Origin of the sequence: Pseudoalteromonas sp. SG44-17, from assembly GCF_014164235.1 — a bacterium.
Lineage (GTDB): Bacteria > Pseudomonadota > Gammaproteobacteria > Enterobacterales > Alteromonadaceae > Pseudoalteromonas > Pseudoalteromonas rhizosphaerae.
In genome coordinates this window covers 162,859-184,090 of sequence record NZ_JACJEV010000005.1, presented here as the reverse complement: position 1 = coordinate 184,090, position 21,232 = coordinate 162,859, and the positions used below count along the sequence as shown (strand labels likewise).

The 21,232-nt window shown below is 39.9% G+C and carries 21 protein-coding genes; 6 read left to right on the top strand and 15 right to left on the bottom strand.

Going from position 1 to position 21,232, the window contains the following annotated elements; all coding sequences use genetic code 11:
* The first annotated feature begins 83 nt into the window (after positions 1–83).
* Entirely contained in the window at positions 84–1,418 is a 1,335-nt protein-coding gene (xseA, locus tag H5182_RS06195; RefSeq protein ID WP_182759713.1) for an exodeoxyribonuclease VII large subunit, read from the top strand.
* Positions 1,419–1,424: 6 nt separating this feature from the next.
* On the opposite strand, the gene H5182_RS06190 is transcribed toward xseA, so the two are convergent.
* Positions 1,425–2,096 carry a hypothetical protein gene (locus tag H5182_RS06190; protein ID WP_182759712.1) on the bottom strand — a complete coding sequence of 224 codons (672 nt, stop codon included), beginning with the start codon at positions 2,094–2,096 and terminating at the stop codon, positions 1,425–1,427.
* 25 nt (positions 2,097–2,121) lie between these two features.
* Positions 2,122–2,940, bottom strand: a complete 819-nt coding sequence (gene cysE, locus H5182_RS06185; RefSeq protein ID WP_145235490.1) for a serine O-acetyltransferase — start codon at positions 2,938–2,940, stop codon at positions 2,122–2,124.
* A gap of 338 nt (positions 2,941–3,278) precedes the next feature.
* Here cysE and H5182_RS06180 point away from each other — a divergent pair, with 338 nt between their 5' ends.
* A complete protein-coding gene (locus tag H5182_RS06180) occupies positions 3,279–3,671 on the top strand; it encodes a hypothetical protein (RefSeq protein WP_182717228.1) in 393 nt (130 codons plus the stop codon).
* A 2-nt stretch (positions 3,672–3,673) separates the two neighbouring features.
* Positions 3,674–3,994 carry a helix-turn-helix domain-containing protein gene (locus tag H5182_RS06175; RefSeq protein WP_182759711.1) on the top strand — a complete coding sequence of 107 codons (321 nt, stop codon included), beginning with the start codon at positions 3,674–3,676 and terminating at the stop codon, positions 3,992–3,994.
* Positions 3,995–4,158: 164 nt separating this feature from the next.
* On the opposite strand, the gene H5182_RS06170 is transcribed toward H5182_RS06175, so the two are convergent.
* Positions 4,159–7,044 carry a pitrilysin family protein gene (locus tag H5182_RS06170; protein ID WP_182759710.1) on the bottom strand — a complete coding sequence of 962 codons (2,886 nt, stop codon included), beginning with the start codon at positions 7,042–7,044 and terminating at the stop codon, positions 4,159–4,161.
* 247 nt (positions 7,045–7,291) lie between these two features.
* On the opposite strand from H5182_RS06170, the gene H5182_RS06165 reads away from it, so the two are divergent.
* Positions 7,292–8,248: a methylenetetrahydrofolate reductase gene (locus H5182_RS06165; RefSeq protein WP_145235486.1), complete on the top strand. Its 957-nt coding sequence runs from the start codon at positions 7,292–7,294 to the stop codon at positions 8,246–8,248.
* A gap of 112 nt (positions 8,249–8,360) precedes the next feature.
* Here H5182_RS06165 and H5182_RS06160 read toward each other — a convergent pair whose 3' ends face one another.
* The 7 genes from H5182_RS06160 to rplU all read right to left on the bottom strand — a co-directional run bounded on the left by H5182_RS06160 (position 8,361) and on the right by rplU (position 13,448).
* A complete protein-coding gene (locus H5182_RS06160; protein ID WP_182731781.1) occupies positions 8,361–9,608 on the bottom strand; it encodes a DEAD/DEAH box helicase in 1,248 nt (415 codons plus the stop codon).
* Positions 9,609–9,705: 97 nt separating this feature from the next.
* Positions 9,706–10,407 (bottom strand): DUF3581 domain-containing protein, encoded by a 702-nt coding sequence (locus tag H5182_RS06155; RefSeq protein WP_145235481.1) that lies wholly within the window; start codon positions 10,405–10,407, stop codon positions 9,706–9,708.
* 137 nt (positions 10,408–10,544) lie between these two features.
* A complete protein-coding gene (locus H5182_RS06150; protein WP_145235479.1) occupies positions 10,545–10,922 on the bottom strand; it encodes a DUF3718 domain-containing protein in 378 nt (125 codons plus the stop codon).
* 79 nt (positions 10,923–11,001) lie between these two features.
* Positions 11,002–11,493, bottom strand: a complete 492-nt coding sequence (gene folA / locus H5182_RS06145) for a type 3 dihydrofolate reductase (protein WP_182759709.1) — start codon at positions 11,491–11,493, stop codon at positions 11,002–11,004.
* 73 nt (positions 11,494–11,566) lie between these two features.
* A complete protein-coding gene (cgtA, locus tag H5182_RS06140) occupies positions 11,567–12,721 on the bottom strand; it encodes an Obg family GTPase CgtA (RefSeq protein ID WP_145235477.1) in 1,155 nt (384 codons plus the stop codon).
* 141 nt (positions 12,722–12,862) lie between these two features.
* On the bottom strand, positions 12,863–13,120 hold the full coding sequence (gene rpmA / locus H5182_RS06135; protein WP_064665557.1) for a 50S ribosomal protein L27: 258 nt from the start codon (positions 13,118–13,120) through the stop codon (positions 12,863–12,865).
* Positions 13,121–13,136: 16 nt separating this feature from the next.
* Positions 13,137–13,448 carry a 50S ribosomal protein L21 gene (rplU, locus tag H5182_RS06130; RefSeq protein ID WP_006794538.1) on the bottom strand — a complete coding sequence of 104 codons (312 nt, stop codon included), beginning with the start codon at positions 13,446–13,448 and terminating at the stop codon, positions 13,137–13,139.
* 422 nt (positions 13,449–13,870) lie between these two features.
* On the opposite strand from rplU, the gene ispB reads away from it, so the two are divergent.
* Positions 13,871–14,842 (top strand): octaprenyl diphosphate synthase, encoded by a 972-nt coding sequence (ispB, locus tag H5182_RS06125; RefSeq protein WP_145235474.1) that lies wholly within the window; start codon positions 13,871–13,873, stop codon positions 14,840–14,842.
* Between the two features lie 80 nt (positions 14,843–14,922).
* On the opposite strand, the gene mdh is transcribed toward ispB, so the two are convergent.
* Positions 14,923–15,858 (bottom strand): malate dehydrogenase, encoded by a 936-nt coding sequence (gene mdh, locus H5182_RS06120; protein WP_145235472.1) that lies wholly within the window; start codon positions 15,856–15,858, stop codon positions 14,923–14,925.
* A gap of 224 nt (positions 15,859–16,082) precedes the next feature.
* Between mdh and argR the strand changes: the two genes are divergently transcribed.
* Positions 16,083–16,550 carry a transcriptional regulator ArgR gene (argR, locus tag H5182_RS06115; RefSeq protein ID WP_145235470.1) on the top strand — a complete coding sequence of 156 codons (468 nt, stop codon included), beginning with the start codon at positions 16,083–16,085 and terminating at the stop codon, positions 16,548–16,550.
* Between the two features lie 19 nt (positions 16,551–16,569).
* On the opposite strand, the gene H5182_RS06110 is transcribed toward argR, so the two are convergent.
* The 4 genes from H5182_RS06110 to H5182_RS06095 form a co-directional block, all read right to left on the bottom strand.
* On the bottom strand, positions 16,570–17,469 hold the full coding sequence (locus H5182_RS06110; protein WP_182731784.1) for a Dyp-type peroxidase: 900 nt from the start codon (positions 17,467–17,469) through the stop codon (positions 16,570–16,572).
* A 64-nt stretch (positions 17,470–17,533) separates the two neighbouring features.
* Complete coding sequence (locus H5182_RS06105; RefSeq protein WP_145235466.1) at positions 17,534–18,583, bottom strand: ABC transporter ATP-binding protein; 1,050 nt, start codon at positions 18,581–18,583, stop codon at positions 17,534–17,536.
* Complete coding sequence (locus H5182_RS06100; protein ID WP_182759708.1) at positions 18,583–20,214, bottom strand: iron ABC transporter permease; 1,632 nt, start codon at positions 20,212–20,214, stop codon at positions 18,583–18,585. The genes H5182_RS06105 and H5182_RS06100 overlap by 1 nt, the downstream gene beginning before the upstream one ends.
* On the bottom strand, positions 20,214–21,218 hold the full coding sequence (locus H5182_RS06095) for a Fe(3+) ABC transporter substrate-binding protein (RefSeq protein WP_145235462.1): 1,005 nt from the start codon (positions 21,216–21,218) through the stop codon (positions 20,214–20,216). The genes H5182_RS06100 and H5182_RS06095 overlap by 1 nt, the downstream gene beginning before the upstream one ends.
* Between the last annotated feature and the right edge of the window lie 14 nt (positions 21,219–21,232).

The window sequence follows — 21,232 nt, the reverse complement described above, 5'->3', positions numbered from 1 at the left end:
ATCAGCGTTGTGGGCACGAGTAAATAAGATTTCACAATTATTTATGATAAAATACCCCCATCATCGCTTTTTAGAGTCGCTTTATGGCCGTAACATCCCAGCAGCAAACGATTTATACCGTTTCTAGGTTAAATAGAGAAATCAGAACCGTACTCGAACAAGGATTCGCATCGTTAAATTTAACCGGCGAAATATCAAATTTCATTACACCAGCCTCTGGTCATTGGTATTTCACGCTCAAAGATGATCGCGCTCAAGTAAAAGCGGCGATGTGGCGAGGCAACAATCGAGGCCAACGCTATCGCCCTGAAAATGGCGCACAAGTGACAGTTCGAGCCCGAGTATCGCTGTATGAACCGCGTGGTGACTATCAGCTGATTGTTGAACACATGGAAGCTGCTGGCGAAGGGCAACTAAAGCAACAGTTTGATGAATTAAAAATGCGCTTAGCCGCCGAAGGTTTATTTAGCTCCGCCCATAAACAACCATTGCCTGGGGTTGTGCATCGTGTTGGTGTTATTACATCAGCCACAGGGGCGGCTATCAAAGATATTTTAACGGTACTTAAGCGTCGAGCGCCACAACTTGAAGTCGTGATCTACCCTGCTATGGTGCAAGGTAAAGACGCGCACCTACAATTAATTGATAAAATCAATATTGCTAATGCCCGCAATGAAGTTGATGTAATTATTTTAGGCCGCGGTGGTGGATCACTAGAAGATTTATGGTGCTTTAACCATGAGCTACTGGCACGCGCTATTTTTGCCAGTAACCTACCAATTATCAGTGCTGTCGGTCATGAAATTGATACCACCATTAGCGATTATGTTGCCGATGTGCGCGCCGCAACGCCAAGCGCGGCTGCAGAGCTTGTTAGCCCCAATAGCAGCGAACTTTATAATCAAATCCAACAACAATTAAATCGCTTAGCCAATGCGTTTAAACATCAGTTATCTGCAAAGCAAAGCGTTGCAACAGCACTTGAGCACCGTTTAACATTATGTCATCCGCGTAATCAGTTAAATCAACAAGCGCAACGTTTAGATGAATTGACAGTAGCATTACAGCAGGCGATACAAAATCGGCTCTATCAATATGAGCGCCGCTTAAATAATCTAACGCCGCGACTAATGCAGCGCTCACCAGATCGCAAAATTACTCAGGCAAGTCATCAATTACAGCAACTGCAAGGGCGTTTAACACAAACCATGCAGCAACAATTACACAGTGCCCAAAATACCCTCGCAATGCAGGCTAGCCGATTAGAATCGGTAAGTCCGCTCAATGTACTCGCTCGTGGTTATAGCATCACTAAAAATGAGCAAGGGCAAGTGATTAAGTCTATTAAGCAAGTAACTCAAGGTGATTTAATTGTAACCGAGCTTGCTGATGGCGTGATTCAAGCTCTTGTCAGCTGAGGCTCGTTATTCTGACTCAGTACTTAATAATAATGAAAAATCGCGATCGCTTGATTTTGAAGTACTGACTTTAAATTGCTGCCAAAAGTCTTGTTGTACCAACTTATCGTTGAGTTCGCGCCATTGGGTATGATCAAAATCATCTACATCCTTTGGCGCTGCAAGTTCAAATTTACATACCGAACTTTTACACTGCGCACTAACTAATTCAGGGGTGATGCCAAGGTCAGCAATCTGTAAAAAGTCTTTCATAGCAGTCTCGGTACGATAAGCCCACTCTTCATTGCGACTTTGCTCAGTAAACTTGTCTAGCAAAGCTTGTTCAAAATCGGACGGTGCTTGTAATTGTTGTTCGTAAGCTTTTACTAATTTTTGCTGTTGCAGTAACTCACGCTTGAGCTGTTGCACTTGTTGCTCAAGCGTTTGTTCATCCGTTGTTTGCGCTGATGTATCTTGGGCAGACGAGGTAATATCAGTCACTTGTTGAGACTGGGATACTGTATCTAGCTCTGCAGCTACGGTACTGGCAGGCATTATTTTGACTTCTTGTTCAATTACCTGTGTTTGTGTTGTAGTCACAGGAGCTGCTTCGTCAGAGCTCAACGCAAAATAACTCCACGTTAGAACAACACCTGTGATAAATGCTAACAACAGCGAAAATGGATCATTTTTACTCATACTTAATTCCTTTTAAGTTTTTTACTTAGAGCATTGCACTGGTGTGTGATTCGTTTTGCGGCTCATCAACCTCTAAAAAATTCTGATTCATACTTTTCGCTGGACAGGGGCAATTTGGTTTACCAACAATTTTAGCTGGTACGCCTACAACCGTGGTGTGTGGTGGTACGGCGCTCAGTACCACTGAGCCTGCGCCAATTCGGGCGCCCTCGCCGACCTCAATATTGCCGAGCACTTTAGCCCCAGCACCAATTAAAACACCGGCGCGAATTTTCGGATGACGATCGCCTTTTTCATTACCAGTACCACCTAGAGTAACTGATTGTAAAATAGAGACGTTATCTTCAATAACAGCAGTTTCACCAATCACTATACCAGTTGCATGGTCAAACATAATACCATGGCCGACTTTACAAGCAGGATGGATATCAACGCCAAATACTTCTGAGGTACGGCTTTGAATAAAGCGAGCGAGCTCTTTACGGTTTTGTAACCATAAGCAATGGGCGAGTCGATGTGCTTGAATTGCATGGAAACCTTTTAAATTTAATATCACAGTTAAATATGTATCGGCAGCGGGATCACGATCTTTAACGGCTTTTATATCATGGGCAACATGAGTAAGCATTCGATCACATTCAACAAAAGCCTGATCAAATAACTCCCGGATAGTAAATGCAGATACCACAGCATCAGATAACTTATTGGCAACGATAAAACTCAACGCAGACCCTAAACACTCATGATTTAAAATGCATGAATACACATGACTTGCTAATAGAGGTTCACGGGTAACGACTTCTTTTGCTTCGGTGCGGAGCTGTTGCCAAATTTCATGACGCATAGGACGGCCTTAGATTAATACGAAGATAAGCTTTTATGCAGTTTAACGGATTTCAAGTCAGATGTGTTAACGCTGCGGTTATTTGTTCTAGTTATTAGATATAACTAAATTTCAAAATCATTCTTTAATAATCTCATTATAGTTTTACATAATGAGTTACGACAGTAGATAAAATTAACGTGTAGCCATAAAAAATATAAAACTTTAAAATTCAATAACTAAACATCAATGACAGTTATACTGTCATATGACAAAATAACAACTGGCGTAAAGCTGACGGCGTAAAAAATAATAATAAACGCTAAATTAGCATCATCAACTTAATAAGGAATACGATGATGAACAATGACATACTAAATACAAAGAAACTAGGCTATAAATTTTACTTTCAAGATGGCGACGATCAAATAGCCTGCTTTGGCAGTTACTTCACCGGTAAGGAAGAAGTCTATATTAATGATGAGCTAGTTAGTGAAAAGCGAAGTATTAATGTCACAAGTAAACACCAATTTGAACTATCAGGTAATACTTTTAATGTTAAGTTTGAAATGCACAATATTTTAACTGGTAGGCTTGAGTGCTCACTGTTTAAAAATAAAAAGTTAGTTAAAAGCTTAGAGCAAACAACTTTATTTAGTAACCCTAAAAAATCAGCTCTTTTTATTGCTGGGTGTTTTGTTGTTGGTTTTACTGTTGGGTATATTATTTCAACATTGGCTTTGGGGAAATAATCATGCAATTAAACCCCAAAACTATAAAAGCATTAAGGCAAAAGCTTGATTGGACTCAACAACAGCTTGCAGATGCCTGTGACGTAAGTTTACGAACTATTCAACGGATAGAAAAAGAAGGTGCAGCGTCTAAAGAAACCACCATGGCCTTGTGTGCAGTGTTAGAAGTACGTCAAGGTGAGTTAATAAAACTTGAGGAAAATACAGTTTCAGTTGCTCAGACACATACTTTAAATACGCAAAGTATCACAACAATTTTAGCGCTGTCGTCCATTGCCAGCTTTGCGCTTGGCATGATCACCGTGTTTTTAATTATGAAATAAGGAGATTTAAATTATGTCAAAGGAATCGCGAGGACACATCACCTTAGTGCTTATCGTCAGTGCAATTATACTTTTTGGATTAGGTGTAAAAATTGGCGCAATGTTATAAAAATGCCCCAAATTTGGGGCATCTAAATTAAGCTTCTTAGTTATTTAAATGCTCGTTATTCAAACACCTTATCTACAGCAAGTACTTCAATATTTTTCGCTGGTATTGCCAGTTTGTAATTAGCGATTACTTTATCCTCAGCAACTAATTCAGCTGGTTTCTCTGCATTATATACCATAGGGGATGTTTGCTCTGACGCTAGGCGCTTTTGCATATCTTTTCCGTCGCCGGTGATAAACACATACTGAATATCATCCGTTTGTAAGTTCTCTTTTATGACACGATTTACATCAGCTACTGTCAGTTTTTCAAGCTTGCTCGTTACATATTTTACGAAAGTATCGGTGTTGTAAAACTCACTATCTAGCGCATACCCTAATTGACGGTTTTGGCTTGCTACCATTTGCGGCACAAAGTTAATTAAGAAGTTACGCGTTGCGTCAAAGTCTTTTTCTGTCATGCCATTTTTGATTAGCTTATCAAGTTCAAATAAAGCGGTACGCGTTGCAAAATGAGCGTCATTGTTCGAGCGCAGCGGGCGAAGCCATACTTGAAATATTTGCTCAGAGCGGCCTAAGTTTGCATCAGGCTTAGTCTGGAACATACCTCGTGGGAAATACTCAATATACGCGTAATCGCCGTAGTTCATACCGCGGGTTTGACGAATGCGCTCATAAAGATATGAGTTTGAACTGCGGTGCTCGCCAAAGTATGAGCGAACTAACCACAGTGCCGTCCAGTCTTCACTACTACGAATGGTATCAATTGGGAAGCCAAACGATACCGCAGTCGATTGCGCTGATTTTTCTACAATTGTAGCGTGATGACCTTTTAGCGCTGGTGCATCAGGAATCGATAAACGACTTTGCTGACCTTTAGGCAAAGCACTTAAATCGCTAAACATGGTTGCTTTAAGTGATTCAGGTACTGCGCCAATTAAACCGACAGTCAGTTTAGCTTGAGTAAATTCTTTCGCATAAAACGCTTTCACGTCATCAAGTGTTAATGCTTCTAAATCAGATAGATCACCGTAGTTATAGCTCTCATATGGGTGACCTTGATACAGCTTATGATAAAGTACTTCTTTACCTAGCTCTTCGTCATTTGAGGCTTTTAGGCCAGATTTTATACCGTTGATGAGCTCTTTCTTTAGGCGTTTAAAGTCATCTTCTCTAAAGCCAGGATTTAGTAACTGCTCACTAACCAGTGCATACCATTGTGCAGCGTTATCTTTATGGACACGCCCTTGTAGCGAAATCATTTCTTTATCTATCTGATAACCAAAGCTACCTGCCAATGGATAAAGTGCCTGTTTAATGTCGTTGTAGCTCTTCGCCTGTGAACCACCTTGAGCAAGCATGGCCGCAGTGAGTGCAGCTACGCCTTTTTGACCTTTAGGATCAGCCGCAGCACCGGTATGGAATAACCAGTTAATATCAATCAATGGCGAACTATTGGTTTTATCTAGCACTTTAAAATGACGCTGTTGCACAGTTTGCTTGCTAGCAACGAGAGTGTTTAAGTCCACTTCTTGTTCAAAGCCAGCCACTTTATCCAGTGCAGACATAGTCACAGTAGTACGACCACTGTCTACAAAATACTTATTAGCAATGTCTTTAATATCTTGCGCGGTGATGCTATCTGCCGTTGCATATAACTGATTGACGACTTCTGGATCGCGCTCAAAATGCATATAACTGGCAAGGGTTGAACCTATAGCTTGTGATGAGTCTAGGCCGTTAATAAAGCTGTATTTAAGATTGGATTTTAAATCAGCTAGCTTTTGGCTATCAACCAACTCAGTGCGAGCTTTTGCGTAGGTGCTATTAATTGCATCACGAGCAACCGCTAAATCAGCCTCATTTTCAACTTTCACAAAAACATGTAATAAGCCGGGATCTTTGGTATCAGGATTATAGCTAAACATTTGGCTAGCAATTTGTTTATCAACCACTAACTCTTGGTAAAGCTCTGAGTTGGTTGAAAAATAAAGCTGTGACAGTAAATCAAGCGCGGCTCTGTCTTTTTGTTTTGGCTGCCAGACTGTGCCTTTATAAGATACTAATAACCAATGCCCTGGTAAGCCTTCGTTTTGCTCATGTATATATTTCGCCGCTTGCTGTTTTGGTTCGGTTGGAATATCAGCAACGAAATCGCCTTTTTGCCATTGGCCCCAGTGTTTTTTAACCATAGCCATAGTTTCAGCTGGATCAACATCGCCTACAATCACTAATGACACATATTCAGGTTTATAAAACTTAGCAAAAAACTCTTTACCGTATGCCATTTGATCCGGCATGGCTTCAATATCTTCAAAAAAGCCCATGGTGGTATGTTTATAAGTATGTTTTTCGAATGCTTCATTACGTACTGCAGAAAGTAACTTACGAACCGGGCTGGCATTATTTTTAAGGTATTCGCCTTTAACTGTTAATGCTTCGGTACGAAATTGCTCTTCTGAATAAGTCAGGTTTTGAAAAATATCCGCTTCAATTTCAAGTACTTTATCAAGATGTTGCTTTGAAAAGTTTAAGTGATAGTTAGTGTAATCATTGGTTGTATAAGCGCGATTATCAACCCCAGAATTTTTTAGAATATCAGAATACACATCTTGCGGATATTTTTCAGAGCCTTTAAACATCATGTGTTCAAAAAAGTGTGCAAAACCGGTTTTACCTGCTTCGACTTCATTACGAGAACCGACAGACACTGGAATTTGTAGTGATACCACATCAGGGTAATCAGTTTTCACCACCATAACGCGTAAACCGTTATCAAGCTCTTCTAATAAATAATCTTGTGAGAACACCCGATCATTACTACTGGCAACCGTTGACTGTTCAATCTCAACCTCTTTGACCATGTTTGAGCCGCTGTTATTTGCACAGCCGCTCAGTGCAAGCGTTACCGCAAGGCTCGTTGCTAATAATTTAAATTTCATTGCTATCCCTTGTTAGTTGAATAAATTTCTTGTTTTTAGTCATCCGATTATGCAACAAAGCAAGTCAATATAAGACCCCTGAGGTAATAAATTATGTAAACAGTTGTGTATCAGAGAACTCTTCATTCAGAGCAACATGAATAAAACTCACCTTCGTTGAAAAAGTTTCACTAAAAAAATCTATCTAGACGTCTAAATGGCTGCTATATTATTTGCCATAGACACTAACTTAGCTGGAATGAGGATTATGGCTTTATCACTACAAGAGAAAATTGAAGACACCAATCAGGGTGTGTACTTAATTGGTACCACCCCACCACGTATTGGTACTGATAAAGCGCAGCTTGAAATTATCGCCCAAAAGCTCTTAGCTCGTTTGCATGAAATTGAATACGATGGCGTGATTATTTATGACATTCAAGATGAAAGTAGTCGCACTGAGATGCCTCGCCCTTTTCCGTTCAAGCAAACAGTAGATCCTCGAGAATACAGTAACTTACTACGTAATTTATCGCATCAAGAAGTGATCACTTATAAAAGTGTTGCACAGCGCGGTGTGGCCGAATTTAAACAGTGGTTAAGCGAAACTAAAAACCAGTTTAATTTAAAAAACCTAGTATTAGTCGGTAGTCCATCATCTGACGGGGATATTAAATTAAGCCTGCCTGATGCTTATAAAGTCTTAAGCGAACAGCCTCAAGACTTCTTTTTAGGAGGCGTTACCATTGCCGAGCGCCACGCAAGTAAACGTAATGAACATGAACGCTTACTTGAAAAAACCACGCAAGGCTGTAAATTTTTTATCTCACAAGCTGTGTATAACGCGCAAGCAACCGTGGATTTGATCACCAGTTATGCGCGCAGCTGTAAAGCTCAAGGTATCGAACCTAAACGTATTATTCTAACCTTTACACCCTGCGGCAGTGAAAAAACCTTAGAGTTTATGCAATGGCTAGGAATTTCCGTACCTGATGCAACTAAATGGCGGATGCTTGATTCGCAAAACCCACTGAGTGAATCTGTACGTATTTGCCGTGAAAACTTAGATTTAATACTAAGAAGTTGCGCGCATTTAGACGTGCCACTGGGGTTAAATATTGAAAGTTTAACCAACCGTAAAGAAGAAATTGATGCATCTATTAATCTTTACCGCTTATTAAAAGCGACGATGGAATTAAACTTAGCTGAAAAACAAATTGCGTAAGTATCCGTTTTTATAATTTATCACTCAAAGTAAGCATATCCGTTTGCTTATTTTGAGCTTGATAATAAATACTATACTATGCAATGAATTAATAAGTCACGACTGAGAACGATTATTTGCGTCTTCTGTTTGGTGTTTTTTGCCCTGTAATACGTTTTTTGTCGCGCTCTTTACGTGATTTATTGGTGTTTTTACGGTTGTCTTTTGGCTTTTTATTTGGATCAGGTTCATAGCCAGCTAACCACTGCGGCGTTAGACGAGTATCAAGCAACACTTCAATTTCTTCAAGTAACCACTGCTCGTCAAGGCTGACTAATGACATCGCTAAGCCTTGCTCGCCAGCGCGCCCTGTGCGGCCAATACGGTGGACATAATCTTCAGCTATATAAGGTAATTCAAAATTAATCACATACTTTAACGAGACTATGTCTAGACCTCGAGCTGCAACATCGGTTGCCACTAGCACACGAGTGGTACCTTCTTTAAAATCTTGCAGTGCTCTATCACGTGCACCTTGAGATTTATCACCATGAATTGACTGTGTTTTTAAGCCATCTTTACACATTTCTTTGGCGAGTTGATCGGCCATTTGCTTTGTGCGAGTAAAGATCAGTACTTGGCGCCAGTTTTTCATGCCAATCATGTGCGAGACAAGCTCACGTTTACGGTCTTCATCAACCGCGTAAATGATTTGCTCAACTTCTACAGCCGCAGAATTACGTTTATTGACTTCAACAAGTTTTGGATCTTTTAATAACTTTTTACTGAGCTCAAATACACTATCGTCAAAGGTCGCTGAAAATAGTAAGGTCTGACGATCACTGGGAACATGGCGCAATATACGTTTAATTTCGTCAATAAAGCCCATATCAAGCATGCGATCGGCTTCATCAAACACCAGTGAATCAACACTTGATAGCTTAATGCTGCCTTTGATTATATGATCAAGTAATCGCCCTGGCGTTGCCACTACAACTTGTGCATCTTTCATGGCTTTAATTTGCGGGCCAATACTGGCACCACCATAAGCGAGTGCACCTTTAATATCAGTACCTTGTGCGTATTTCTCAAAGCTAGCGAAGACTTGCTGAGCAAGCTCTCGAGTTGGTGTCAAAATAAGTACTCTAGCAGTACCCGGCTCATCTTTACTTGGTGTATTAAGTAATTTATGTAACAGAGGTAATACAAAAGCAGCTGTTTTACCTGTTCCTGTTTGTGCACTCCCCATAACATCATGACCAGCTAAAATCAGCGGAATAGTTTTTAGCTGTATCGCCGTAGGGGTATGATATTCATTTTGTTCAAGTGCATTAAGCAGTACAGGATCGAGTTTTAACTCAGAGAAAGTAGTCGCAGACATAAGTTTAGCTTTGTGTAACAAATAATGGCGCTATTGTACGCCCAAAGCGAATAACAAAAAAGGCGCTTTGCAGCGCCTTTCTAAGCTTGCTAAATGTTCAAGCTGGTTTGAGGGTTTCTTTTCGTTGGTTATAGAACGTAATTAGATCATCCACCGTATCTTGGCAATATTGTTGAATACCTGATACCAACATGTGCTTTTCACCACAGCCGACTTTTACGCCATTTTCTAACAAGTTAAAACGCAATGTGATTTTTCCACGCTTGCCTGTATATTCAAAACTCGGCTCTGCGTATTCTAACGTAGGTGCATGGATCTCTAATGTATCGAGATTAATCAACATTGACTCATAGATAACCATAGGGCGAGCTGGATTGATCATGACATCTTGCTTGCCCATAAGTGGAATAATAACATGCGGAAAAGTTGTACCTGAAAACTCAACGTAATTTTTTATTAGACTATCTGTGAGTGTTTGGCACTGGCTAGTTTTACCTTCGCGCTTAACCTTCAGCATGACTTTATCGCCACTGGTAATATCAAACTCATCTGCCCCCTCAGGGAAGTTGAGTTTGGTATTCTCATCAACCATGCCGGCAAAGGTAAATTCCATTTTTTCACTGATGCCATAACGACTTAATACCAATGAAAATAATAAATCTCCAGGCACACAAAAACGTTTTGCATCTTTATCATGAAGTGGATTGTAATCATCAGCAACGCACTTTGCGAAACGACACCCTTGTTCACGAGAAATAGAGACATAGTCAGCATGTTGCTGATAAAAAGGACTTAACATAGTTGTTCACTGCTTAAACTGCTTATAACCTGCCTATTCTACCAGATAAAATTACAATAGAGGTCGAATCTGTTAAACTTTTGTTTCAGATACAAAAAAGCCGCGATATCGCGGCTTTTTTAATGATTTATTATAACTTATAAACCAGCACGTTCTTTAATAGCTGGTATTAATGCAGAACCGCCATGACCATTTGCTTCGGCCCATGCTATGTCAGCTCCATCTTCTAAAGAGCTTTTAGATAAGTTTTTCACAATGTATTCACCAGTATCAACTGCATTACTGGCAACCGCATGGCGTAGCAAGTTAAGACCATTGCATTGTACTGCATCATAAATATTACGAATTTTCACACGTGAGCTTTTTAATTTATCACGTAGACGGTTTTTATCATCCGCAGCTATGTATTCACAGATTGAAACAGCTAACTGATCATCCGCTTTAACTGGCGCGCTAAAAGCAACAGAACCAGAAATAACAGCTGCAGCAATAACGAGTGTTGATAATTTAATCATTTTATACCCTTGTGTAATACTTTATAACTACCTTAGTTGTTTAATATTGTATCAACCTATAAGCTTAACCGCAATAATGTTACTTAACTTTATCCAATGTGACGAATTTATAACCATAAATGTTTTTATCGTCAGGTTGATTATACAGCTCTTCTACAACTTGCCAGTTTGCTGATTGTTCATAATCAGGGAACTGAGTATCCCCTGCAACATCAAGGTCAATAAACGTTAAATAAAGTGTATCGGCACTTTTTAAAAATTGTTGATATATATTCCCGCCACCAATCACCATTACCTCATCAGACTCACACAGCAATGAAATTGCGGCTTCAGGAGATGTTACTACATCAACCCCAACTGCAGTATAGTCTGTATTTCGGCTAATAACGATGTTGCGTCGACCAGGTAAAGGGCGACCAATTGACTCAAATGTTTTACGTCCCATGAGCACGGGCTTATTCATTGTAACCGCTTTAAAATGCTGTAAATCAGCAGGTAAATGCCATGGCATATCATTATCTTGGCCAATCACTCTATTTTTAGCCATAGCTGCAATCATTGAAATTTTCACATTAAAACCCAATACTTTTTTATTATAAAAAGAAAAAGGAGCACCAGCTCCTTTTAAAATATTTTACTTTAGTCTAACGCTCATAGACAACTTCAACGTCATAATCGTCATCATCCCAACTATCCCAGTCGTCGTCATCATTCTTCTTAGTGGCATCTTTATGATAAGTATCCCATTTGAATTCAACTTCTTCATCTTCAACTGGTACAAACTTTTCTTTTGGCATGCTATCAAGTAGCGTCATGATGTTATGAATTAATGGCTGAGTATTTAGCTTATTAATTGCAGAAATATGATAAATATTTTCAGTCTCGCCTAACTCTTCAGCGATTTGCTCACATAGCTCCTGAGCTTCATCTTCAGGCAATAAGTCTATTTTATTAAAGACTAACCAACGTGGTTTTTCAGCCAGCTTCGGGCTGTACTGATGCAACTCATTAATGATCGCAAATGCATTATCTACTGGGTTTGAACCATCGGCAGGCATAACATCGATAATATGCAGTAATACACGGCAACGCTCTAAATGTTTCAAGAAGCGAATACCCAAGCCAGCGCCATCAGAGGCACCTTCAATTAACCCTGGAATATCTGCAATAACAAATGATTTATTTGCTTCTGGACGTACCACACCTAAATTTGGAATCAGCGTAGTAAATGGGTAATCAGCTACTTTTGGTTTCGCTGCCGATACACTACGAATAAAAGTAGACTTACCTGCATTTGGCAAACCTAATAAACCAACATCAGCTAATAATAATAGCTCTAGTTTAAGGTTACGTACTTCACCCGGTGTGCCTAATGTTTTTTGACGAGGCGCTCGGTTAGTACTTGATTTAAAACGCGCATTCCCCAAGCCGTGGAAACCGCCTTTTGCAACCAAAATTCTTTGACCATGTTGAGTTAAATCACCAAGACCTTCTTGGGTATCAACATCCATGATCCGAGTACCTACAGGCACCATCACATATAAGTCATCAGCCTTTTTACCGGTACAGTTACGACTGCGGCCATTAGTACCACGTTCAGCTCTATGAAAACGCTCAAACTGATAATCGATTAGGGTATTTAAGTTTTCATCAGCTTGTAGATAAACACTACCACCATCTCCACCGTCACCGCCGTCTGGTCCACCATCTGGGACATATTTTTCACGACGGAAAGATACGATGCCGCTGCCACCGTCTCCAGCTTCTGCGCGAATTTCTACTTCATCTACAAACTTCATGATTACTCACTTTAGGGATTGGCTTGTTAATTTCACTATTATATACCTAAGCCAAGCTGATTGCAGGCTTGGCTTAGGTATATATTTATTTTCAAAACAAAAAACCCCGCAAAGGCGGGGTTTTTTAAGAACCGATTCTGATTACTCAGATACGATGCTTACGTATTTACGGTTTAAAGGACCTTTTTGTTCAAACTGAACTTTACCATCTGCTTTTGCGAAGATAGTGTGGTCTTTACCGATACCTACGTTTGTGCCAGCATGGAATTTAGTTCCACGTTGACGAACAATGATGCTACCCGCTAGAACTGATTCGCCACCAAAACGCTTAACACCAAGGCGTTTGCTTTCTGAATCGCGACCGTTACGAGTACTACCAGCTGCTTTTTTATGTGCCATTTCTAAGTACCTCTAATTAAGCGCTAATGCCAGTGATTTTAACTTCTGTGAACCATTGACGATGGCCCATTTGCTTACGAGAATGCTTACGGCGTCTAAATTTAACAACCTTAATCTTCTCACCGCGACCATGTGAAACAACCTCAGCTGTTATTTTACCACCGTTTACGAACGGTACACCGATCTCGATTTTCTCACCATCAGCAACTAAAAGTACTGAATCAAATTCAACTGCTGCACCAGTCTCAACGTCTAATTTCTCAAGACGAATTGTTTGACCTTCAGTCACACGGTGCTGTTTACCACCACTTTGGAAAACCGCGTACATAATTAACTCCGTCTGTGCGCCCTCAAATCGACGCAACTAAAATATTATTCAATAGGGCGCGAAGTTTACGCTAATGTGCAAAAACTAGCAAGCCTGTTTTATTAATTAAATGAATAAAAAATAGCTGCATTGAAGGCGATTCAATATTTTCACCCATTTTATATTAAATTGGCATTATGCCAAGCCTTTTTAGCGTTTCATGACAAATAAATTACACCACGAACAAACACGCACTAAGAATAAAAAACAACCATGTTGAATTAACGTAAATTTTCTCAAATAAAAAAGTTATCTTTCCAAATTAAGGCTAAATTAAGCTGCTTAACCGTGTTTTTTCAGCGAATCGTCACAAACTGTCGAGCAAAGCTGTTTTTTGTTGTACAATCAGCCCCGTATACCCATTAAAATTGGCTCGGAGATCAATGGATATAAAAGCTATCCAGGCGTTAATCGAAAACGATATGAATGACGTCAATCAACTAATTTACGCGCAAATGCGCTCTGATGTAGCATTAGTCAATCAACTAGGCTTATATATAGTAAACAGCGGCGGCAAGCGTGTTCGCCCTATGTTGGCTATTTTAGCGGCTAAAGCACTTGGCTATGAAGGCAAAGATCATGTTACTTTAGCAACTATTGTTGAATTTATTCACACAGCTACATTACTGCATGATGATGTCGTTGATGAATCAAATTTACGCAGAGGAACACCGACAGCAAATGCTGAGTTTGGTAATGCAGCCAGCGTACTTGTTGGTGACTTTATCTACACCCGCTCATTTCAGCTGATGGTTGGTATTGGTAAAATGCAAGTTATGCAAATACTCGCTGATGCAACCAACGTGATTGCCGAAGGTGAAGTGCTGCAATTAATGAACTGTAACGACCCTGATACCACCGAAGATAGCTACATGCAGGTAATTTATTCTAAAACAGCTAAATTATTTGAAGCTGCAACAGGCCTTGCTGCGATTATTACCGAAAAAGACGACTCTACGCTGCAAGCGCTTAATCTTTATGGTATGCATTTAGGAACCGCTTTTCAATTGGTGGATGACGTACTTGATTACAATGCTGATGCTGAGCAGTTAGGTAAAAACATCGGTGATGATCTGGCCGAAGGCAAACCTACCCTGCCACTACTTTATGCTATGCGCCACGGTAATGCTGAGCAAGTACAGTTGATCCGTGATGCCATTGAGCACAGTAATGGTATGGACCACTTAGAAGCTATTCTAAGTGCCCTCAATGAAACCAAAGCACTTGAGTTTACGATGAATAAAGCCAACGAAGAAGCCGATAAAGCGATTGCATGTTTATCTGTATTAGATGAATCACCGTATAAAGAAGCACTCGTTAGCTTGGCTCGTATTGCCGTTGATCGTAATCACTAATAAACACCTAATGTATAAAAATCCTTCGAGCATAAAAAAGCCTGCAAATGCAGGCTTTTTTGTATCAATCGACTTAGCAATTAAGCGTTGATGAAATCAACACCTTCTTGGATGTCTTTTTTCAGCGTATCAAGCATGTCGTTTTTAGCTTGCTCTTCAAATGCGCTTAGTTCACCGTAAGAAAGAATTTCTTCTACGCCGTTTTTACCTAAACGTACTGGGTGTGCAAAGTATGCAGCATCGCCATTTTCAACAGCAACGTAAGCGTAATCTACAACGTCTTCACCTTGTAAGCCTTTAACTAAAGACATACAAAAACGTGCAGCAGCAGCGCCCATTGATAATGTTGCAGAACCACCGCCCGCTTTTGCATTTACTACTTCAGTACCTGCATTTTGGATACGTGGAGTAAGTGCAGCAACTTCTTCATCAGTGAAAGTAACGCCTTCAACTTGAGATAGTAACGGAAGGATTGTTGTGCCTGAGTGACCACCAATTACTGGTACTTTCACAGTTGCAACGTCAACACCTTTAAGCTCAGCTACAAATGCTTCTGAACGGATCACATCAAGAGTGGTAATACCGAAAACACGTTTCGCGTCGTAAGTACCTGCTTTTTTGAATACTTCCGCAACAATTGGCACAGTGCCATTTACTGGGTTAGTGATAATACCCACTAATGCTTTTGGACAGTTAGCAACAATACCTTCTGCTAATGTTTTGATAATACCAGCATTAACATTAAATAAATCAGCGCGGTCCATACCAGGCTTACGTGGCATACCAGCAGGGATAAGAACGATATCACAACCAGTTAACGCTTGATCTAGTGCATCAACACCAAAGCCTGCAACTTTAACGTCAGTTGGGATATGAGAAAGATCAACAGCAACACCAGGAACAACTGGAGCAACATCATAAAGTGATAATTCAGAACCAGCTGGTAAGCCTGTTTTTAATAATAAAGACAACGCTTGGCCGATACCGCCAGCAGCACCTAATACAGCAACTTTCATTGGAATTCTCCGTAATTTGAGGTAGGAAATATTTGTGGCTCTAAAGATAATGAAATTAACGACTAAAGACAAATTTATCCTGCTTATTTCACATATAATTTAGACCATAGTTGTAAACTTGCTGGTTTACAGCACTAAAATCCATCGCAAAAGCAAACAACTACTGCATAAGTATGCAACATTGTGTACAATTAGCGCATCACTTATGAATAAGAACCTATAATATGCAACCACAAGATAAACAAGAAGCATTAGTAAAGGCCTTTAAGGCACTTTTAAAAGAAGAAAACTTTGGTTCACAAGGTGAGATTGTTGACGCCCTAAAAGAGCAAGGCTTTGATAATATTAGTCAAAGTAAGGTGTCGCGGATGTTAAGCAAGTTTGGCGCGGTACGCACTCGTAATGCCAAACAAGAAATGGTCTATTGTTTGCCTGCTGAAATGGGCGTACCTACAGCGAAAAGCCCATTACGTCAGTTAGTGATTGATATAATGCATAACGAAATGATGATCATTATTCGAACCAGCCCAGGAGCTGCACAATTAATTGCTCGACTATTAGATTCATTAGGTAAAGCAGATGGCGTACTAGGTACCATTGCTGGTGACGATACTATTTTTATCGCTCCAGCTAAAGTATCTGAAATTGATGTAACTCTTGAACGTGTGCGTATTTTATTTGATACGGTATAAATCTACCGATTCAAACTTTTTACAGCTGCTTTAAAAAGTTAATTGATGGGGCAAAAAACGCAGAACCCATATCGGCTTGAGTAAAATCAAGCCAATGATCGTAGCAATCGGCATCACCTAATCGACTTCGTAATACTTGCTCAAATGCATTTCCCTGTGCTGCATAACTAATCGCTAATATACCCTGTTCGTAAACGTCACCATAAGGCATGTTTTGATTTAATTGCAGTGGTTGCCCTTGCTCATCTTTTAACTCAGTGCGTACAGCATGACTATTCTCAGTCGCAGGCATAATCAAGGTATTATCTAAGCGAGTGCGTCCCATTATTTGCTCTTGCTCACTCAGAGGTAAATTTTGCCACACACTTAAGTCATGCTTATAGCGCTGTATATGTACGTAACTGCCTTGATCTTCAAAATGGTTGGGTTTATTGATTAACGCTGTGATGCGCTTTTGGCGACCATGAGGAGTGTCACCACCGAGTATAAAACCATTAAAATCGCGACCATCTAAAAATCGAAAGTTTCGCACTTGCTCAACCAATTCAACATCGGGGGCAAATAACTTAAGAATTTGCAAAGCAAATAAATGGTTTACATCTTCCCTATCGGAACGAATTTGGACAAATAAATCAAAAGGCTGAGCCCCCATAATATGATCATTATGAGTAATATTAGGAAAGCTCTGTAATTCACTAGGCAGAAATTCAGGCAGAATGTGCGGCCAGTACTGTGCCCCCACTGCAACTAGGCTGGAGAGCATCGATTCAGAAAACTGATCTGAAAACTCATCTTGGATAGCGCTAACGTATTTTAACTTTTTGCGTAATGACTCATCGTGGCCATCAAATACATTAAAAAACAAATGTAAACCGTGCAAGTTTGCCTCAGCACAAATTCCAGATTGCGCTTGCGCCATGGTATTTCCTTAACTCAAAATCTCATACACGGCGTTTTTAATGAAATTAAAAATACTAAAGCACTTAATCTGCGAAAAAGTTAACCGTGTGTGGTGTTATTTTTATTGTCACCTGTTCATTTGCTAAAAATGAGTGGCCCAACTGAGCAGCAACTTCAATTTCTTGTCCATCAACCATAACCTTATACACAAAATGCGAACCAACAAAACGACTGTTTAAAATAGTCACCGTATTTGCACTACAGCCTTGTGATTGAAAAGGTATTAACTCAAGATGGTGTGGGCGAACATAAAGTTTCCCAACTTGCTTAACATGACGATGCGTAACTAATGACTCAACACATCCGAAAGCAGTATGATATTCAGTTGCTGTTAATACTTCTGCATCTAAGTATATGCCCTGACCAAGAAATTCTGCAACTACCTTTGAGCTTGGAGCACTAAATAGCTGCTCAGACGTACCTTGTTGAGCAATTTTCCCACAGTGCATTACCGCTAATGTATCAGCAAACGCAAATGCCTCTTCTTTTGAATGAGTAACAAATACAGCTGATACTTGCTGGGTTTTAATAATACGACGAATATCTGCAATTAACTCAAACCGTACTTGCGTATCAATATTGGAAAACGGTTCATCTAATAACAATAAACTAGGTTTATAAGCCAGTGCCCTAGCAATTGCCACTCGCTGCTGCTGACCCCCAGATAACTGATGCGGGAAACGTTCTGCACAATTAATTAAATGCACTAACTCAAGCATTTCAGCAACGCGCTTTAACTTATCCGCTTTTGTCATATTGGTTAAGCCAAAGGCAATATTATCAGCCACAGTTAAATGTGGAAATAGCGCATAATCTTGAAACATCATGCCAATATTTCGATACTCTGGCGCTAAAAAAGTATGCTCATCACTGACTAACTTACCATCAATAAATACTTTTCCTTGCTTTGCTTCAATCAGCCCAGCAATAGCTTTTAATGTGGTGGTTTTTCCACAGCCACTAGCACCGAGTAAACACACTATTTCATCTTGTGCGACAGTTAAATCTAAGTGCTCAATCACGGATGTGCCGTTGTATTGATACGATAAATTTTCTAATACTAAACTGCTCATTAACTGCGTTGCTCCATCGAGCGATTAATAAAGTATAAAGGAATTAACCCCACCAAAACAATTGCTAACGCTGAAATAGACGCCAGCTCTAACTGCTCATCACTGACATACTGAAACACATGAGTCGCTAAGGTTTCAAAATTAAATGGCCTTAATAACAATGCGGTAGGTAATTCTTTCATGCATTCAATGAATACCAACAATCCTGCGGTTAAAATACCACGACGTAATAACGGGATATGTACTTTGCGTAGAGTTTGGCCTTGGCTTTTCCCCATTGATTGACTCGCCATATCAAGCGATGGGCTTATCCGCATAAAACTAGCTTCAATTGCACCATGAGCTATAGCGTAAAAGCGCACCACATATGCAAATATAATTGCAAACAAAGTACCGCTCAATAATAGCCCCGGTGTAATACCTATTGGCTCTAACCAAGTATTTAATTTATCGTCTAACAAGGTCAATGGTAACAACACTGCAATAGCGAGTACTGTTCCAGGTAACGCATAACCTGTACTGGCTAATCGCCCAGGTACAAGTGGATATTGCTGCTTAGCAATGCGCTGATAAAATACCACTAACAGACTCAAAATAATGGTGATAATGCTCACGATGGCCGCGACTTTAAAGCTTTGCCATGCATAGAGAAAAAATACGCTATTCCATGCTTGTCCGAAATATGAAATGGCATAACCCATTAACACAGCGACAGGTAATATAAAGGCAAAAAATAACACTGCAATACAAAAGATAGTTGCCAGCCATGCACTTTTGCCCGTTAAGTTATATAGCGCATCACTGTTGACGCTTGGTTGGCGCTCAAATACAGCTTGATTACGACGACTAAAACGCTCCATCGTTAACGCTAAAAACAATATAAGTAACATAATACCTGAAATTTTAGCCGCAGCTGTTAACGAATAATACCCTAACCAAGTATCATAAACCGCTGTAGTTAAAGTACTTACCGCAAAATAATTAACGGTTGCAAAGTCAGCCATTGCTTCCATACTGATCAGCGTCAGTCCAGCCACAATCGCCCCTCGAGCAAGTGGTAAACTAACTTTGAAAAAGCTCTGCTTAGGTGATAATCCCATCAACTGACTCGCCTGCACCAATTTAAATGACTGTTCGCGTAATGCAGTTTTAAAAATCAAATACAAATAAGGATAAAGCACTAAGGCAATCATAATAATCGCACCAGATAAAGTACGAATATCAAAAAACCAATAATCATTAGGTGATTGCCAACCAAACCATTCGCGTAACCCTATTTGCACCGGACCGGCATAATCAAACAGATCAGTGTAAACGTAAGCAATAATATAGGTCGGCATCGCAAGGGGCAGCATAAGCGCCCACTCAAACTGTTTACGGCCGGGAAAATCACAATAAGCGATTAACCAGCCAAGCGGAAGGGCAATAATACAACTGACAACGCCAACACCCAAAATAAGTAACAGTGTATTGCGGGTATAATCCCATAGCACGGTATCCCAGAGGTGGCTAAATACGTCAGAATCGCCTTGTAGTGATTCGAACAATAAAAAACACAATGGGGTTATCAACACTATGCCAATAACCCACGCGAATAACTGCCATCGCGACAGTGAAAATTTTAAACTCATTAAAGGTCGAACTTCACCTCATCAATTAGCTTAAGTGCTAAAGGACGATATTTGCTAATTTCATCAAGCGCTAAGCTATCTTCCTTAAAGCTACCCCATGATGCTACTAAGCTTGATAATTCAACGCCCAGTCTTACTGGATATTCCATATTGACCGAAGCGTACATATTTTGCGCCTTATTGTCGGTCATAAACTCGATTAGTTTCAAGGCATTTTCAGGATTTTTAGCGTACTTGGTCATAACTACACCAGATACGTTAATATGTGAGCCTCTGTTATCTTGATTCGGAAAGTTAATATGTACGGCATCAGCCCATGGTTTTTGCTCGGGATCTTCCATCATCTTACCAAAGTAATAACTATTACCGATCGCTAAATCACATAAGCCTTCTTTTACTGCCTTTACTTGCCCGCGGTCATTACCTTGAGGTTTACGAACTAAATTTGCTTTCACACCTTCAAGCCATTTTTTAGTTTCTGCTTCACCATGGTGTGCAATCATTGAAGCGACCAAGCCTAAATTATATGGGTGCTTACCCGAACGGGTGCAAATTTTGCCTTTGTATTTAGGATCGGCTAATTCTTCATAGCTTAAATGCGCTAATGCACCTATGCGCTCTTTTGATGAATAAACGTTACGCACCCGCTTAGTTAATGCAACCCATTGTCCTTCAACATCACGAAACTTAGCCGGTACATTACTATTAACGGTTTCACTATTAATTGTTTGGGTTAAATCTAATTCATCTAGCTGCACTAAATCACTAAAATTAGAGGTTAAGACTAAATCAGCTTGGCTATGCTTTCCTTCACGCTTAACACGCTCTATTAATCCTTTTTTAGCAAACACCACATTTGTTTTAATGCCTGTTTGCTTAGTAAAATCATCTAATATTGGCTGAATTAAAAACGGTTGTCGAAAAGAGTAAATATTTACTGCTTCATCTGCAAACACAGGGGTTGTTAACACTAAGCCAACTAAAGCTGCTAATGTCTTTTTCATAAATCGCTTCCAAC

Excerpts from the sequence above, each read along its gene's own strand:
- H5182_RS06190 (WP_182759712.1), bottom strand. The coding sequence starts at position 2,096 with ATGAGTAAAAATGATCCATTTTCGCTGTTGTTAGCATTTATCACAGGT.
- cgtA (WP_145235477.1), bottom strand. The coding sequence starts at position 12,721 with ATGAAGTTTGTAGATGAAGTAGAAATTCGCGCAGAAGCTGGAGACGGT.
- H5182_RS06170 (WP_182759710.1), bottom strand. The coding sequence starts at position 7,044 with ATGAAATTTAAATTATTAGCAACGAGCCTTGCGGTAACGCTTGCACTG.
- H5182_RS06180 (WP_182717228.1), top strand. The coding sequence starts at position 3,279 with ATGAACAATGACATACTAAATACAAAGAAACTAGGCTATAAATTTTAC.
- mdh (WP_145235472.1), bottom strand. The coding sequence starts at position 15,858 with ATGAAAGTTGCTGTATTAGGTGCTGCTGGCGGTATCGGCCAAGCGTTG.
- xseA (WP_182759713.1), top strand. The coding sequence starts at position 84 with ATGGCCGTAACATCCCAGCAGCAAACGATTTATACCGTTTCTAGGTTA.
- H5182_RS06155 (WP_145235481.1), bottom strand. The coding sequence starts at position 10,407 with ATGTTAAGTCCTTTTTATCAGCAACATGCTGACTATGTCTCTATTTCT.
- H5182_RS06150 (WP_145235479.1), bottom strand. The coding sequence starts at position 10,922 with ATGATTAAATTATCAACACTCGTTATTGCTGCAGCTGTTATTTCTGGT.
- H5182_RS06105 (WP_145235466.1), bottom strand. The coding sequence starts at position 18,583 with ATGAGCAGTTTAGTATTAGAAAATTTATCGTATCAATACAACGGCACA.
- H5182_RS06160 (WP_182731781.1), bottom strand. The coding sequence starts at position 9,608 with ATGTCTGCGACTACTTTCTCTGAGTTAAAACTCGATCCTGTACTGCTT.
- H5182_RS06175 (WP_182759711.1), top strand. The coding sequence starts at position 3,674 with ATGCAATTAAACCCCAAAACTATAAAAGCATTAAGGCAAAAGCTTGAT.
- H5182_RS06100 (WP_182759708.1), bottom strand. The coding sequence starts at position 20,214 with ATGAGTTTAAAATTTTCACTGTCGCGATGGCAGTTATTCGCGTGGGTT.
- rpmA (WP_064665557.1), bottom strand. The coding sequence starts at position 13,120 with ATGGCACATAAAAAAGCAGCTGGTAGTACTCGTAACGGTCGCGATTCA.
- H5182_RS06110 (WP_182731784.1), bottom strand. The coding sequence starts at position 17,469 with ATGGCGCAAGCGCAATCTGGAATTTGTGCTGAGGCAAACTTGCACGGT.
- H5182_RS06165 (WP_145235486.1), top strand. The coding sequence starts at position 7,292 with ATGGCTTTATCACTACAAGAGAAAATTGAAGACACCAATCAGGGTGTG.
- argR (WP_145235470.1), top strand. The coding sequence starts at position 16,083 with ATGCAACCACAAGATAAACAAGAAGCATTAGTAAAGGCCTTTAAGGCA.
- rplU (WP_006794538.1), bottom strand. The coding sequence starts at position 13,448 with ATGTACGCGGTTTTCCAAAGTGGTGGTAAACAGCACCGTGTGACTGAA.
- H5182_RS06095 (WP_145235462.1), bottom strand. The coding sequence starts at position 21,218 with ATGAAAAAGACATTAGCAGCTTTAGTTGGCTTAGTGTTAACAACCCCT.
- cysE (WP_145235490.1), bottom strand. The coding sequence starts at position 2,940 with ATGCGTCATGAAATTTGGCAACAGCTCCGCACCGAAGCAAAAGAAGTC.
- ispB (WP_145235474.1), top strand. The coding sequence starts at position 13,871 with ATGGATATAAAAGCTATCCAGGCGTTAATCGAAAACGATATGAATGAC.